The sequence below is a fragment of the Kitasatospora sp. NPDC034023 genome (assembly GCF_055575795.1).
On record NZ_JBVIRY010000051.1, the window covers coordinates 1 to 15,048 of the forward strand.

The 15,048-nt window shown below is 70.8% G+C and carries 7 protein-coding genes and 3 pseudogenes; 3 read left to right on the forward strand and 7 right to left on the reverse strand.

What is annotated here, in order from left to right:
- Positions 1 to 446: 446 nt before the first annotated feature.
- Complete coding sequence (locus tag ACZ52R_RS39255) at positions 447 to 746, reverse strand: Shedu anti-phage system protein SduA domain-containing protein (protein ID WP_465755170.1); 300 nt, start codon at positions 744 to 746, stop codon at positions 447 to 449.
- Positions 747 to 1,289: 543 nt separating this feature from the next.
- Complete coding sequence (locus tag ACZ52R_RS39260) at positions 1,290 to 1,493, reverse strand: hypothetical protein (protein ID WP_465755164.1); 204 nt, start codon at positions 1,491 to 1,493, stop codon at positions 1,290 to 1,292.
- Positions 1,494 to 1,838: 345 nt separating this feature from the next.
- Here ACZ52R_RS39260 and ACZ52R_RS39265 point away from each other — a divergent pair, with 345 nt between their 5' ends.
- Positions 1,839 to 2,633 carry an AfsR/SARP family transcriptional regulator gene (locus ACZ52R_RS39265; RefSeq protein ID WP_465755165.1) on the forward strand — a complete coding sequence of 265 codons (795 nt, stop codon included), beginning with the start codon at positions 1,839 to 1,841 and terminating at the stop codon, positions 2,631 to 2,633.
- Positions 2,630 to 6,298: an AfsR/SARP family transcriptional regulator gene (locus ACZ52R_RS39270; protein ID WP_465755166.1), complete on the forward strand. Its 3,669-nt coding sequence runs from the start codon at positions 2,630 to 2,632 to the stop codon at positions 6,296 to 6,298. Before ACZ52R_RS39265 ends, ACZ52R_RS39270 begins: the two co-directional genes overlap by 4 nt.
- A 664-nt stretch (positions 6,299 to 6,962) precedes the next feature.
- Here ACZ52R_RS39270 and ACZ52R_RS39275 read toward each other — a convergent pair.
- From ACZ52R_RS39275 to ACZ52R_RS39285, 3 genes and pseudogenes are all read right to left on the reverse strand, one after another.
- Complete coding sequence (locus tag ACZ52R_RS39275; protein WP_465755167.1) at positions 6,963 to 9,329, reverse strand: tetratricopeptide repeat protein; 2,367 nt, start codon at positions 9,327 to 9,329, stop codon at positions 6,963 to 6,965.
- Between the two features lie 183 nt (positions 9,330 to 9,512).
- Positions 9,513 to 10,541, reverse strand: coding sequence for a recombinase family protein (locus ACZ52R_RS39280; protein WP_465755168.1), 1,029 nt, complete (start codon positions 10,539 to 10,541; stop codon positions 9,513 to 9,515).
- 52 nt (positions 10,542 to 10,593) lie between these two features.
- A pseudogene (locus ACZ52R_RS39285) lies at positions 10,594 to 11,079 on the reverse strand (recombinase family protein); the annotation flags it as partial.
- 79 nt (positions 11,080 to 11,158) lie between these two features.
- Here ACZ52R_RS39285 and ACZ52R_RS39290 point away from each other — a divergent pair.
- Positions 11,159 to 11,266 (forward strand): annotated as a pseudogene (locus ACZ52R_RS39290) (exodeoxyribonuclease III); the annotation flags it as partial.
- Here ACZ52R_RS39290 and ACZ52R_RS39295 read toward each other — a convergent pair.
- On the reverse strand, positions 11,254 to 11,445 hold the full coding sequence (locus ACZ52R_RS39295; protein WP_465618805.1) for a hypothetical protein: 192 nt from the start codon (positions 11,443 to 11,445) through the stop codon (positions 11,254 to 11,256). The pseudogene ACZ52R_RS39290 and the gene ACZ52R_RS39295 overlap by 13 nt on opposite strands.
- Positions 11,446 to 11,496: 51 nt before the next feature.
- Positions 11,497 to 14,934 (reverse strand): annotated as a pseudogene (locus ACZ52R_RS39300) (type I polyketide synthase); the annotation flags it as partial.
- Positions 14,935 to 15,048 lie beyond the last annotated feature (114 nt).

The window sequence follows — 15,048 nt, forward strand, 5'->3', positions numbered from 1 at the left end:
GACGGCGTGGATCAACGACCCGGCCAAGCGCAGGGAACCCGCACCACAAACCTCATAGCGTCACGACCGTCTCACTGGACTTGAAATCTTCCGGCACGATCAGCGTGCGCGGCGCCGCAGTCTGCATCGTTTCCCAGTACGCCTTGCCCACTCCTCCAGCTCTGTCTTGTCCAGCACTGTGCCCGCCGCGTCCACCAGGACCTGCTCCAGTGAGGTCAGCGTGCGGCCAGCGCGCACCGTGTCCGCGTCGTGCAGCGCCACATCGTCGCAGCCGTCGGAGGTGGTACCGCGACGTGCCGGGCCAACCGTAGCCTCCAGCCACTGGAACACATCGCACGGCAACTCAAAACGCTAATCGCCCACACGCTCTGCGCCAGGGGCGGCGACGTGTCCGCCACAATGCCCATGCGATGGAGCTCGACCCGATGCGCTGACGCTGACCAGACTCAGCGGTCCTCGACGATGAAGCATGCCCGCCGGTAGAGCTCGTCGAACGTGATGATCTCGACGTCCTGGATGGTCGTCCGGTACAGCTCGAAGGAGCTGAGCTTCTCCGGGTTCACGGCACCGTTCTGGATGAGCTCCTGCAGGCTCCCGATCACCAAGACCTGCCGGGGCCGTGGGGCGGACAGTTCGATATCGATCGGGGTGCCGTCGTCCTCCAAGGTCCGGGCGACGAATTCGCGGGAGATGAGCTGCTGAGCCTTGCTGGCGGTCTTCTGCGCCTGGGCCACACCGCTGCCCAGCTCCTTCTATGCCTGGAACACGCCTGGGCGGTAAGGGGTCCCGGCGAGCAGCTCCGTCTCATGGGTCTTGATCTCGCAGGAGAGCATGCTGCTGATCAGCCTCCTGAAACGCATGATGGCGTCGATACGCTTCCCAGCCCCGCCGAAAATACTGAGCCAGCGGGCTGGGTAGCCACCCCGTAGAGGCCGAAGGCCGTGTACACCATGTCCGTGTGCGGGAGCATCTTCGCCCCGTGGCTCGGCCCGCCACGTCTCCTCGCGGAACGAGAGCGCTGCGACTGCTGCCAGAAGCTCCTGGAACAGTTTCGAAACAGCGCCTTGCTGCTTCGGGCGGTTCATGTCAATCATGAGTGCAGCTTTGAGCATGGGGCCCTTCGGCTCGGGCCCTGCCTCGAGTCGCTGCGCAGGAACGCTCAGGCGGGAACGACCGAACCGCGCGACACCGGCGGCCGGCTCCGCCAGGACGGAGCGACGGCGCAGTGCGCGCGGTTCGGGTGCCTCATTTACCTCAGGTACTTCGGGTGGCGCCGCAGGGGCGTCGGGTCAGCCGGTGCTGCCCGCCGAAGTGGCGATCACCGAGAAGACGTACAGGATCGCGGGCAGCGCCCCGAGGAGCGTGACCACCACGGCCAGCACGGCCACAGGTCGCCGCGTCCCCCGCAGCATCCACACGAGGGAGCCCACCAGGGCGAAGAAGGCCAGGGTGACGACCCCGGCCGTGAACAGAGCGGACGTCTGAACTTGCATGCTGTTCGGTCCTTTGGGTGTGACGTGTCCAGTCCGATTCGTTGCGCGTCGCACGGCGGACGGAGCGGAGTACGCAAACCCCTTGGTAGGAGGGGTAAACCGTCCGGTAGCACGACAGGGCTGACGCTAGCTCAGGTTGAATCACCCACAACAGTGTTGGGGGAAGCACGAAAAGGCGAGATCCCCCGGGCTACCACCCCCGAGGGCTCCCACCTGCAACGGACGCCGAACTGGACGAGTCACACGACGTCTGCATCCAGTATCCCCGCAAGGGCTAAACAGGAGCGAAACGGCGACTCTGCCATAGCACTTAACGACTACTGAGTGCTCTGTTAATGTGCCTGGGTGGCGACAGACCTTCAGTTCCTCCTGCTGGGACCGGTGAGCGCCCGCCGGGCCGGCACCCCGATCAGCCTCGGGCCGCCGCAGCGCCGCGCCCTGCTGGCGCTGCTGCTGCTCGCCCGCTCGCAGGCTGTCCCGGTCGCCGTGATCCGTGACCGGCTCTGGCCCGCGGGGGCTCCCGCCACCGCCATCGACGCCATCCAGGTGCACGTCCACCACCTGCGCCGCCGGCTCGGGGAACACATCCCGACCGGCGCCCCGGCGACGGAACTGGCCGGCTACCCGGGCTACTCCCCTGAACAGGCCAGCTACGCCCTGCACATCGACGCCGAGGCGGTGGACGCCCTCGTCTTCCAACGGCGGGCCGACCGGGGGCGGGAACTGGAGGACAAGGGCGACTACAAGGGCGCCCTGGAAATGTGCATCACCGCCCAGGCCCGGTGGCGCGGCGAACCGCTGGCCGACCTGGAACCCACCCCCTACGTACGGGCGATCCGCCAGGGGCTGGTCGACCTCTGCCAGGACGTCCGCACCAGGGCGGCCCGGGTCCGGATGAGGACCGGCGCGGTCTCCGACGCCGTCGTCGACCTCCAGCAGCTCAACCTTGAACACCCCGGCAACGACGTCATCGTGGTGCTGCTCTCCACCGCACTCTTCCTGATCGGCTCCCGCCGCCGAGCCCTCGCCCTCCTCGACGAGGAACTGGCGCGCTGGGAGCAGCAGTACGCGCGAGTGCCGGAACAGCTGCGGCGGCAACGCGAACTGGTCCTCTCCGGCGCGCTGGAGGAACAGTGGTGACGGTCGACGCCCGGCTGCTCGGGCCCGTGACCCTGACCGTCGACGGCGCACCCGTCAAGATCCGCGGAGCCAACGGGCGCGCCCTGCTCGCCGCCCTGCTGCTCGCACCCGGGCGACCCACCGGGCTCGAACAGCTCGTCCTGGACATCTGGGGCGACGGGGCCGCGCTGAACGCCCGGGCACAACTGCACACCGCGGTGAGCCGGCTGCGCACCGAACTGCGCGCGGCCGGAGCCCCGTTCACCGTCACCCGACACGCGGGCCTGGAGAGCTACGCGCTCAACATCAACCCCACCGACCTGGACCTCACCCGGTTCCGGGCCCACCTGGTCCGGGCCCGCGAAGCCCTCACCGAAGGACGGCCCAGGCAAGCCTCCACCCTGCTCCAACGCGCCCTGGACTGCTGGAGCGGACCGGCCCTGACCGGCGTCCGGGCACACGGGCGACTGGAGACCGAACGGCGTCGGCTGGAGGAACTCCGCCTGGAGGCACTGGCCCTGCGCAACGACGTCGACCTGCGGGACGGCCGGGCCGAAACGGTGCTGCCCGAACTGCGGTCGCTAGTGGCCGCGTTCCCCGAGGACCAGCGGTTCCGCAGCCAACTGGAGGAGGCCCTGGAGCGCACGGGCCGGGTGGTCGAGGCCAGGCGGCTGCGGCGGGACAGGAGCGATGGCGGGCAGGCGGCGGTGGCCGTGGCGGCTGTGGTGGCGAAGCAGAAGACCAAGCAGCCGTCCACCGAGGAGGAGCCCCGGATCTCGCTGCTCGGCCCAGTGCAGGCCTGGCTGGGCGGCAACCCCGTCCCGCTCGGCTCGCCCCAGCAGCAGGCCGTGCTCGCGATCCTGGCCGCGCAGCTCGGCCAGCCGGTCACGACGGAAGAACTCGTCGAGGGCCTCTGGGGGTACCACCCGCCCGCGCAGGCCGTCGCCGCGCTACGGACGTACGTGTCACGGCTCAGGGCGGCCCTGGAACCCCAACGGGAGGTGCGCCAGCCGGCGAGCCGGCTCGTCAGCGTGAGCGACGGCTACGCGCTGCGCCTGCCACGGCAGAGCGTCGACCTGCACGTCTTCGAGGACGGACTCGCCGAAGCCAGGGCGGCCCGGACAGCGGGGGACCACGCCGAGGCCGTCCGGGCGGCCACCGCGGCGCTGGGCCTCTGGGAGGGCGGCGTCCGGCCCTTCGTGAGCCTACCCGGGCCCAGAATCGACGCGCTGCGGCTCAGGCTGGTGGAGAGCTGGGTCGCCGGGCAGGAGCTCCGCTTCGAGTCCCGACTGGCCCTGGGCTCCGGTGCCGAGCTCGTCGCCGAGCTGACCGGGCTGACCCGCGAACACCCGCTGCGCGAGCGGCTGCGCGAGCTGTTGATGGTCGCCCTCTACCGAGCCGGCCGCCAGGCCGAAGCACTCCGCGTCTACGCCGACACCCGGAAGCTGCTGATCGAGGAACTCGGCGTCGAGCCGGGTACGGGGCTCGCGTCCGTGCATGCCCGGATCCTCTCGGCCGACCCTTCACTCCTCCACCCGGTGCCGAGCCCCCACCGCTCGGAGCCACCAGCCCCTCCGGCCCCGCCCGCACCGGCACAACTCCCGCCTAGTGTCGCTGACTTCACCGGACGGGCGCAGCTGGCCAGTGAGCTGAGCAGGGCCTTGCTCGAAGGAGCTGCTGAGCCGGTGGTTCAGGTGCACGTGCTGTGCGGGATCGGCGGGGTGGGGAAGAGCACGTTGGCGGTGCACGCCGCCCACGCCGTCCGGGCCGAGTTCCCGGACGGTCAGCTGTTCGCCGATCTGCGGGGCGCGGGTGGGACGCCGGCCGATCCGACGACCGTGCTGGGTGACTTCCTGTACGCGCTGGGCATGGTCGAGGCACCGGACTCCTCCGAGCAGCGCCTCGCGCTCTACCGTTCCCTGATGGCCGACCGGCGGATGCTCATCGTGCTGGACAACGCCCGGGACGCGGACCAGGTGCGTCCGCTCATCCCCGGAGCTTCCGGCAGCGCGGTCCTGGTCACCAGCCGCTCACGGCTGTCCGCGCTGGCCGGCGCGTCCATCTCGGACGTGGAGGAGTTGGTCCCGGAGGAGGCCCTGGCGCTGTTCTCCGCCATCGTCGGCGAGACCAGGGTCGCCGCCGAGCCGGAAGCTTCCTTTGCGGTGGTCACCGCATGCGGGTTCCTGCCGCTCGCCGTGCGGGTCGCTGCCACCCGGCTGGCGGCCCGGCCGCGCTGGAGCGTCAGCGACCTGGCTCGGCGGCTGGCCGACCAGCGGCGTCGGCTCGATGAGTTGAGGCTGGGGAACCTGGCGGTGGAGACCACGATCGGACTTGGCTACGACCAACTGTCACGGGAGGAGGCGCGAGCCTTCCGCCTGCTCTCCCTCGTTGACTCGTCCGATCTGCCGCTGTTCGCGGCCGCGGCTCTGCTGGACCTGCCGGAGAAGTCCGCCGAGGCCCTGGCCGAGAGCCTGGTCGAGGCGAACCTGTTGGACAGCTACACCCCCGGGCGCTACCGCTACCACGACCTGCTCCGGCTCTACGCCCAGCACCGGAACGAGCTCGTCGACGACACCGGCGAACGGAACGCCGCGCTGCGCCGGCTGATCGACGTCCTGCTCGCCACCGCGAGCGAGGCGGTGCGGGAACTCGGGCTGGGCGACGAACTGCCCGATCCGCTCTACGATCTTCCCGTCTCCCCGCTCGCCCTGACCGGCGGGAGCCAGGGCCTCCGGGACTGGCTCACCTCCGAGCGGTACCTGATCCTCGCTGCTGTTGACGCCGCATGCAGCGGGAGCGGTCCGGTGGGCCCGGCAGTGGAGCTCGTCGTCACGCTGGGTGAGTTGCTACCGGACTGGGGCTCGATGCAGCACTTGACGGACCTCCTCCAGCGGGCGGCGCAGTACCAGCGCGGGTCTGCCCTGCTGGCCAGGACCCGTTACCTCCAGGGAGACTTGCACGCCCAGGCGGGGGACTTTGGGGAAGCCGAGGTGGCGTACCGGGAGAGCCTCGGACACCTCGGGCCACAGGACGGGACACAGCTCCGAGCGATCGTGTCTTTCCGGCTCGCCAATGTGCTCAGCATGACCGATCGGACCGGTGACGCCCTACCGCTCTACGAGAAGGCCCTGGAGATCAGCCGGAGCAGGGGAGCGGTGGCGATCGAGACCCGGATCCTGGCGAACATGGCCACGGCCTACGTGGTATCCGGGCAGCCCGAGGCAGGACTGCGAGCAGCACGGGGCGCGGTCGAGGCGGCCAGGGCCACGGGCAGTGCGGTCGCGCTCGCGCATGCGCTCCACCAGCTCGGCGTCGCGCTCGACAGGACCGGAGCACCTGGCGAGGCCGTCGACTGCCTGCGCGAGGCGCTGACTCTGTACCGCTCCGAAGAGATGAGGCTCTGGGAGAGCTACACCCTCGCCCGCCTCGCCGCCGCCCTGCTCGCCGGAGACGGAACGGCCGAGGCCGCCGAAGCCGCCACCGAGGCGCTCGCCATCGGTGAGGGGCTGGAAGCCGCCTACTGCCAGGCGCTCGCCAACGCCGCCCTCGGCGAGGCCCTGCTGCGCCTTGACCGCCCGGCGGCCGGCCTGGACCGGCTCCAGGAGGCGCATGCCGTCTTCACCCGCCTCGGCGTACCCGAGGCGGGCACGGTGCGCGAGCTCACGCAGCGTGCTCAGGGTCTGTGACCGGGCCGTGTGACGGCCCTGTTCCCTCATCCTGCCACGGAGCCCATACCCCGGGGCCGGATCAGGCGCCGGGTCAGGAGAAGGGGAGGTACCAGGGGCGCTTGAGGGGTAGCAGGCGGTCGGCGAAGTAGGCGGAGACCTGGGCGAGTTGTGACGAATCGTCAGTCAAGGTCACTGAAGATCGATGCGGAGGACAGCGGGAGGTCGTCATCGGAGACCAGGGCCGCTTTCCTGGATCACGCGCCCCCTCGTTCATCCGCACCGCTGCCGATGCAGTTAAGGGGATCCCTACCGGGTGCACTGCGACCTGCGGAATGCCCCCGGTGGCGCGTCAGCTGTCCAGCTCACCCGGGCCCCGCATGAACGCGATCACGGAGCGATGATTGTAGACGCTCCGCGCCGAGTTCTTCGACCACACCCCCATCCGGAACGAGGCCCGCCTGCGCCGGGCAATGGGGACGTACGAGCGGTATTACACCCAGCGCCGCCCTCTCCGGGCCTTGGCCGGCGTGCCGCACCCCTGCGAGCACTCCCCCGCACACTCGAGCCTGACCACGTTGAGTACCTCGACATACGCCGACGCGACCGACTCGGCGGCGTACTCCATGAGTACCGACATGTCGCATGACCTGCACGGACCAGGTTTACGGCACCCGCAGGGTCTCTACCAGGGGTCTGTCAGGGTCCCGTTCGGCTCGAGTCCGTAGGTGAGCAGGTGACGCGCTTGCGTCGATTGAGCTGTCGTGAGGGCCTGGACTGCGAGTTGGCGCAACGCAGTGTCGTCTCCGGCGTCGGCGGCCTGGCGCGCGAGGCGGTCCGCGCGGGCCCGGTTGGCACGGTTGTCGGAAGCGTCTTCGACCCACATCAAAGCTGCTGATGTAAGGGCCTCGGTGATACCGGCGGCATGGGCCTTGCGGTAGAAGTCTTCGGCCGATTGGAGGTCGCCTTGCCGGCGGTGGTGCAGAGCGAGTTCGAATAGGGCTTCCGGATGATTCTGGGAGGCGGGCGCTTCGTAGAGGCGCAGTGCGCCCTCGGCGTCGTTCAGTTCTTCCCGCATCTGAGCGAGGAGCCAGTCGGCGTCTTCCGAGCGCGCGGAGTGCGCGGTGGCTTGGCGAAGCAGCTGTTCAGCGTGCGCCCAGTCGCCGGCCTCCGCGGCCTTGTGGGCGAGAACCTCCAAGGCGACGGTTTCGCCGGCCTCGGCCGCCTCGTGCAAGGTCTGTTCGGCACGTGCCGAGTCCCCACGGTCGGCGATCAGGCTGGCCAACGACAGGTAGGCGAGTGTGTCGCCGGCGGCAATGGCGCGTCGGTAGTACTGCTCGGCTTCCGCCCAGTTCTGGGCTTCCTTGGCTTCCAGAGCGAGTCTCCGGAAAGCCGCTGCATCACCGGCGTCGGCAGCCTGTTGCACCAGTTCCCGGGCTTTGTCGCTCTCGCCGTTGTCCTGGTGCCACTTGGACAGCATCTGCCAGGCATGCCTGTCCCCGGCATTCCGTGCCTGTTCATACAGGTGTCTGGCTTCGTTTCGGTCGCCTGTCTGACCGGCGACAAGACGCATGGCATCGGTGCTGCCGAGCTTGGCGGCGAGTCGGAACCAGGAGTCGGCGAGTTGTAGTCGGCCGCTCAGCAGGATCATCATGCCCGTCTCGAGGATGGCCTTGGCGGGATCGGCCAACGCCAGCCGCCCGTATAGGTGTGCGGCGGTACGTAGCCGTAGGCGGTTTCGTGCCGCGGCTGCAAGTGCTTCCAGGTCCTCTGACCGCGCGCAGTGCTCAATTGCGGCTGTCCAGAACGAGGCGGGTGGGCACCAGCAGTTCCGCTTCGCCCGGGCGTGCTGTTCGAGGTAGTCGGCGAGCCGGTAGTGCGGCTGCGAGTGAGGGGCTCTACCCGGACGGGTACGGATGAAGGTCAGTACGCCGTCGGCGCCACGAAGCGATTCGCTGGCGTAGGCGAGCGCCTGCTCCTTCCAGTTCTCGTCGACCTGGTTCCACTCTGGGTCCGTCATGTAGTCGGGGGCAGCCTCCGTCAGGAGAGAGAGGGGCAGGTCGGGACTGTGGCCGAGCCGTCGCGCGTCCATCGCTGCCTCGATCACGGCTCTCGCGGCCGGGGCTGCGTGCTCATAGCGTTCCACCAGGAGCGGCCCTGCAGCCAGGTACTGGGTGATCCGGCCTCCCGAGTTCCGCAGGGCCTCGGCAAGCCGCCCGTCGTCCTGGGACAGCTCCGCGGCCCGCTGCAGCTCCTCGTCACTGAATCTGTCGGAGACGCTGATACACCGTCCGGCAAGCAGTTCCCGCACCTGCGCGTGATGGTCTGCGTCTGGAGAAGTCACATGGGCGGTCAACCGCCGGTAGTGCTCCTTCCATAACGTACCCAATACCAGCACTGGCCCGTTGCCATCCGCCAGAAGCCGGCGAAGCTCTTCGCCTACCCGCTCGCCACGGTCTCCTTCCAGGTAGCGCTGCGACTCGTTCAGCCACAGCACTGTGTAGGGATCCAGACGGTTGGTGCCGATCACGTTGAGGAACTGTTCGGAAGACAGCGGCTGCCACAAACGCCATCGGGAGGCCGGCTGCAGATGCCGCAATGCCTCTTGTAGTGCCCGGGTCTTCCCACAGCTGGAGTCCGCGACCAACACCCGCATGACGCTGCGGGTCTGCGCTTGCTGAACGGCAAGCTCCAGTTCCTCGTCGTGGCGCCGACGGATGTAGAGCGGAAGGACACGGGCGTGCTCGGTCGCCGTGGCAATGCTCCGTTGCACTCCAAGGTGCTCGATCGCAAAGGTCTCGGTGACCTCGTGAAGCGGCGCACCAACCACATCGCTCGCGATCCGGCCGTGGCCTTGGACCTGTACGACCGTCAGCTGGCCGATGGAGCCAGCTTGGACGACGTTGCCGACGACCGCGGAGTTCTCGACCCTGTTTTGAACGGTGCCGTCCGTCCTGACGGCCCCACTGCCAGGGACAACTCCAGGTCGAGGTGAGCCCGGTGGGAAGTGCTCATGCCGATCACGCGGTTCACGCGCATCAAACCCTCCCACCGAATCCCCTTTGCCAGTCACCTCGCCGACAGCTGATAGACCGCCGTCCTCGCCAGCAGCCCCACACCCGGTCGCTTGGGCCAGCTACCCTAATCTGCCCGGTACCCCTCGCGGGTCGTAGGCCCCGGCCTGTCCAGCGGCAGCTCCCCGGCGTGGAGGTCTCGGGTCCACAACGATCCCGGATCACCCAACCTCCGCCGAGCTGCCAGCGCACTCCAGCTGTCCCACGCGTGCTTCGAGTTCGGCAGGTAGGTACCAGCCGTCTGTGGTGGGTGTCATGTAGAGGCGGGCTTTGAGGCTGAGGAGGAGTTGGCGGCGCCTTTCCTGGTCGGTTTGGGTCCAGGCGTCGGCGAAGGTCTGGCCGGTCTCGACCTCGACCCAGGCGGAGGGGCGTTGTGGGAGGGCGGCGAGGCGGCGGCGTTCGTCGACGAGGGTTTCGAGGGCTTCGGCGTACTCGTCGTCGCCGCCGGGGTAGTCGAACAGGTTGCGGCGCTTCTCCTCCCGGAGATCCTTCATCGCGACGGTGACGTGGTTGAGCTGTTCGGTGTGGTCCTCGCCGGGGATGAACCTGCGCACCGTCATCGCCAGGCCGGCCAAGCGTTCCACCAGGGCGGTGATCGCGGCGGTGACGCGCTCGCCCTTGACGGACTGGCCCTTGCAGGCGGGTTTGCCGGCCGTCTTCGCGCACCGGTAGTACTCGTAGATCTTTCCGTTCTTGGCGAGATTCACCTGCCGGTAGAACCGATCGCCGCAGCGGTCGCAGTGCGCCGCGCCCAGCCAGGGTGAAGCGCCGTTCGAGCGCTCCTTCGTGACCGAGCGCTCGTCCATCGCCGCCTGGACGGCGGCCCACTCCTCCTCCGTGAACAGGGGCTTGGCCATGCGGATGGGCAGGCCCTTCGCGTCGCGGGCGATCTTGCGCGTCTTCACGGAGCGGCCGGTCAGCTTCAAACCCATCGTCGCTGGCGAGCGCAGGATCTTGCCTACGCTGGTGGGGTTCCAGTGGTTCGACGGCGGCGTCTTGCCCTTACTCGTGTAGGTGTCGCCCTGGTTCTTGTACGCGTGGGTCGCGGGGGTGTCGAAGCCGGCGGCTTCCAGGGCCGTGGCCATCGTCCACTGGCTCCGACCCTCCAGGAGCAGCTTGCCCATGTACCGCACAGCCTCCGAGGTGACCGGGTCCGGCTCCAGCGTCCGCCCGCCACCGGGCCGGTCCACGATCCGGTACCCGTACGGCGGCTGGCCGCCGGCCCACCGGTCCGTCTTGCGCGGGTGCTTGTGCGCCCGCCGTGACGCGGGCCTTGATCCGCTTGAGCTCCATCTCAGCGAAGATCGACGCCAGCATCAGGAAGACCTTCGCCAGCTCGTTCCCGAACGACGACTCGCGGCCCTCGCGGTAGTCCAGGGTGATCCCGTCGTCGGTGAGGACCAGGACCTTGTGGTTCTCCTCCGCCCAGTGCGCCACGTCCGCGCAGTCCTTCGCCGAACGGAACGCCCGGTCGACCTTCGCCCACACCATCGCGTCCCACTCGCCCTGCCGCTCGGTCAGCCACGGCCCAAGGTCCGGACGCTTCCACGGATTGACCTCCGCCGAGACGTCCAGATCCTCGAAGGAACCCACGATCTCCCACTCCTTCGAGACCGCGTGCCGCGTCGCCGACTCCGCCTGCACCAGGTGCGACACCTTGCCCTCGTCCCCGTGCGTGTCCGACACACGCGAACCAACCACCGCCCGAACCGGCGCCAACGCTGTCATCCTGCTCACAGGAGATCCCCTACCGCCCAGGCCAGCCGACACCCTCGAACACTCCACACTCGAACGGGTGAACCCTTTTGGAATCGCCCGCCGTTGCACGGAGGCATACGTCGAGCGCCCGGCCTCCCATGCGGAGCGCTGGTCCGACCACGCCCCCGTCACAGCGGTCTTCGATCACGAGCTCTGACTCGGTGACCCGGCGCCGCCGAGCGCCGGGGGCGCCCGGCAGTACGGCAGTTCGGCGTCGGCAGCCGGCGAGTCCTTCTCCTGCACCCGGAGTTCGAGTTCGTCGGTGACCCGCTCGGGTTCGTCGCAGTGGCCGCGGGCCAGGGGAGGAGTAGGACGGCGGTGGGGCGCCCGGTGCAACGGATGCACCGGTCGCCCCGGGTGGTTCCGTTCGCGGAGCGGAGCGGTCGGTCAGGCGAGGCTGTCGTCGATGAAGGCGAACAGTTCCTCGTCGGAGGCGGCCCCGAGGGCGTCGACAGCGGTCAGGTCGACGGCCGTGCCCTCACCGGCGGTGGTGGGTGACGGGCTGTCGGCCCAGTGGGCGGCCAGCGCCTGCAGCCGCATCTGCACCCGGGCGCGGGTCACGCCGTCCGGCGCGGCCGCCGCCATCGTGGCCTCCAGCCGGTCGATCCCGGCCAGCACGTCGGCGCCCGCGCCGCTGCCGTCCGGGGCGAGCTCCTGGCGGATGTGCGCGGCGAGCGCGGCCGGCGTCGGCCGGTCGTAGACCACCGAGGCCGGCAGGACCAGTCCGGTGGCCTCGGCGAGGCTGTTGCGCATGTTCACCGCCGTCAGCGAGTCCAGCCCGAGGTCGCGGAACGCCTGGCCGGGATCGACCTCCTCCGGGCCGGGGTAGCCGAGCACGGCGGCCACCTCGGCCCGCACCAGTGCCAGCACGGCGCCCTCCCGTTCGGCCTCCGGGAGGAGGGCCAGCCGGGCCGCCAGCGTCGGGCCCTCCTCGGCTTGGTCATGCGCCGGCGCCGCGGCCCGGGCCGGGGGCAGGGCGTCCTGCCGCCGGAACCAGGCGGCCAGCGCGGGCAGCGCCGCACCGAACGACTGCTCGCCGTCGACGCCGACGAGGGCCGTCAGGGTGGCCAGGTCCTCCTGCTCGACGGCGGCCCGGAACGCGGCGTCCACCCCCGCGCCGCTCGGCCCGTCCTCGGGCGCGGTCTCCGGCCAGTACCGGCGGCGCTGGAACGGGTAGGTCGGCAGCTCGACATGGTGCGCGCCGGTCCCCGCGAAGTACGCCGGCCAGTCCACCGACGCGCCGCGCACCTGGGCCGCACCGAGCGCGGCGACCAGCGCCTGCGGCTCGGCCCGGCCGGCGCGCAGCGCGGGGACGAAGGCAGCCTCGGCATCCACGGCGTCCGGGCCCAGCGCCGACAGGACGGCGTCCGGGCCGAGCTCCAGGAAGGTGCGCACCCCCTCCGCGGCCAGCGTGCCGAGAGCGTCGGCGAAGCGGACGGCCTCGCGGACGTGGCGGACCCAGTACTCGGGGGTGCAGACCTCGTCCGCCTCGGCCGTCCGGCCGGTGAGGGTGGAGACGATCGGGATCCGCGGCGCCCGGTACGTCAGACTCTCCGCGACCTTGCGGAAGTCCGCCAGCATGCCGGCGATCAGCGGCGAGTGGAACGCGTGGCTGACGGTGAGCCGCTTGGTCCGGCGGCCCTGCGCGGTCCAGTCGGCGGCGGCCTCCAGCACCGCCTGCTCCTCGCCGGAGAGCACCACCGAGCGGGGGCCGTTGACGGCGGCGATGCCCACCTCGTGCTCGCGCCCGATCAGCAGCGGCAGCACCTCGCCCTCGGCGGCCTCGACGGCGACCATCGCGCCGCCGCTCGGCAGTGCCTGCATCAGCCGGCCGCGGGCCGCGACCAGCCTGGCCGCGTCGGGGAGCGAGAGCACCCCGGCGACGTGCGCGGCGGCGAGCTCGCCGATGGAGTGGCCGGCGAGCAGGTCGGGGCGCAGCCCCCACGACTCCAGCAGGCGGAACAGCGCCACCTCCAGGGCGAACAGCGCGGGCTGGGCGTACGCCGTCCCGTCGATCAGGGCCGGGTCGGCGATCGCCTCGCGCAGCGGACGGTCCAGCAGCGGGTCGAGTTCGGCACAGACCGCATCGAACGCCTCCCGGTACGCCGGGTACGCCGCGTACAGCTCCTCGCCCATGCCGGCCCGCTGACTGCCCTGGCCGGTGAACAGGAAGGCGAGCCGGCCCTCGGTGACCGTGCCGCGGACGAGGGCCGCGTCGGCGGTGCCCTCGACGAGGGCGTCCAGGCCGCGCAGCAGCTCGGCGCGGTCGGCGGCGATCACCACGGCCCGGCGGTCGAGTGCCGCCCGGCCGGTGGCGAGCGAGTAGGAGAGGTGGTGCGGCGCCCGGGTGCCGGCGGGGCCGGTGAGGTGGTCGCGCAGCTGGGCGGCGCGGGCGCGCAGCGCGGCCTCGTTCTTGCCGGAGAGCAGCCAGGGCAGCGGCCCCACCGGGGCGGTGGGCTCCGGCGGGGCCGGGTCTTCGGCGGGGGCCTGCTCCAGGACGGCGTGCGCGTTGGTGCCGCTGATACCGAAGGAGGAGACCGCGGCGCGGCGCGGTCGCCCGGTCTCCGGCCAGGGCCGGTGCTCCGTCAGCAGCTCGACGGCACCGGCCGTCCAGTCGACGTGCGGCGACGGCTCGTCCACGTGCAGGGTCCGGGGCAGGACGCCGTGCTCCATCGCCAGCACCATCTTGATGACGCCCGCGACGCCCGCGGCGGCCTGGGTGTGGCCGATGTTCGACTTCACCGAGCCCAGGTAGGCGGGCCGCTCCGCGGGGCGGCCCCGGCCGTAGGCGGCGATCAGTGCCTGTGCCTCGATCGGGTCGCCGAGGGTGGTGCCGGTGCCGTGGCCCTCGATGGCGTCGATCTGGTCGGGCGTCAGCCGGGCGGCGGCCAGGGCCTGCTGGATGACTCGGCGCTGCGAGGGCCCGTTGGGGGCGGTCAGGCCGTTGGACGCGCCGTCCTGGTTCACCGCACTGCCCGGGACGAGGGCGAGCACCCGGTGCCCGTTGCGGCGGGCGTCGGAGAGCCGCTCGACCAGCAGCAGGCCGACGCCCTCGGCCATGTTGGTGCCGTCCGCCGCAGCGGCGAAGGACTTGCAGCGCCCGTCGGCGGCGAGACCCCGCTGGCGGCTGAACTCGATCAACGTGCCGGGGTTGGGCATCACGGTGATGCCGCCGGCGACGGCGAGCGTGCACTCGCCGACCCGCAGGGCCTGCGCCGCCAGGTGCAGGGCCACCAGCGAGGAGGAGCAGGCGGTGTCGACGGTGACCGCCGGGCCCTCCAGGCCGAAGGCGTAGGAGAGCCGGCCGGACATCACGCTGGCGGTGTTGCCGGTGCCGAGGTGGCCCTCGAAGCTCTCCGCGGCCCGCATCAGCACCGGCACGTAGTCCTGGCCGTTGGTGCCGACGAACACGCCGGTGCGGGTGCCGGCGAGGGAGTGCGGGTCGATGCCGGCCCGTTCGAAGACCTCCCAGGTGGTCTCCAGCAGCAGGCGCTGCTGCGGGTCCATGGCGAGCGCCTCGCGCGGGGAGATGCCGAACAGGGCCGCGTCGAAGCTCCCGGCGTCGGCCAGGAACCCGCCCTCGCGGGTGTAGGCGGTGCCCTCCGCGTCGGGGTCGGGGCTGTACAGGGCGTCGAGGTCCCAGCCTCGGTCGGTGGGGAAGCCGGCGATCGCGTCGTCGCCGGCGCAGACCAGCCGCCAGAGGTCCTCGGGCGAGTCGACGCCGCCCGGGAAGCGGCAGCTCATCCCGACGATCGCGATCGGCTCGCGGGCCTGCTCGTCGAGGTCGCGCAGCCTGGTGTGGGCTTCGTCGAGGTCCTTCAGGACGCGCTTGAGGTAGTCGCGGAGCTTGTCTTCATTGGCCATCGGGGAGTCGCCCATTCGGTTCGTCGGGGTGCGGGCCGCGGGCTGTCCGCCGGGCCCGGCGGGGGTCGGAGTGGT

What these genes read in the sequence shown, in the direction of transcription:
- ACZ52R_RS39260 (WP_465755164.1), bottom strand. Translation starts at nt 1,493, where the DNA reads ATGCAAGTTCAGACGTCCGCTCTGTTCACGGCCGGGGTCGTCACCCTG.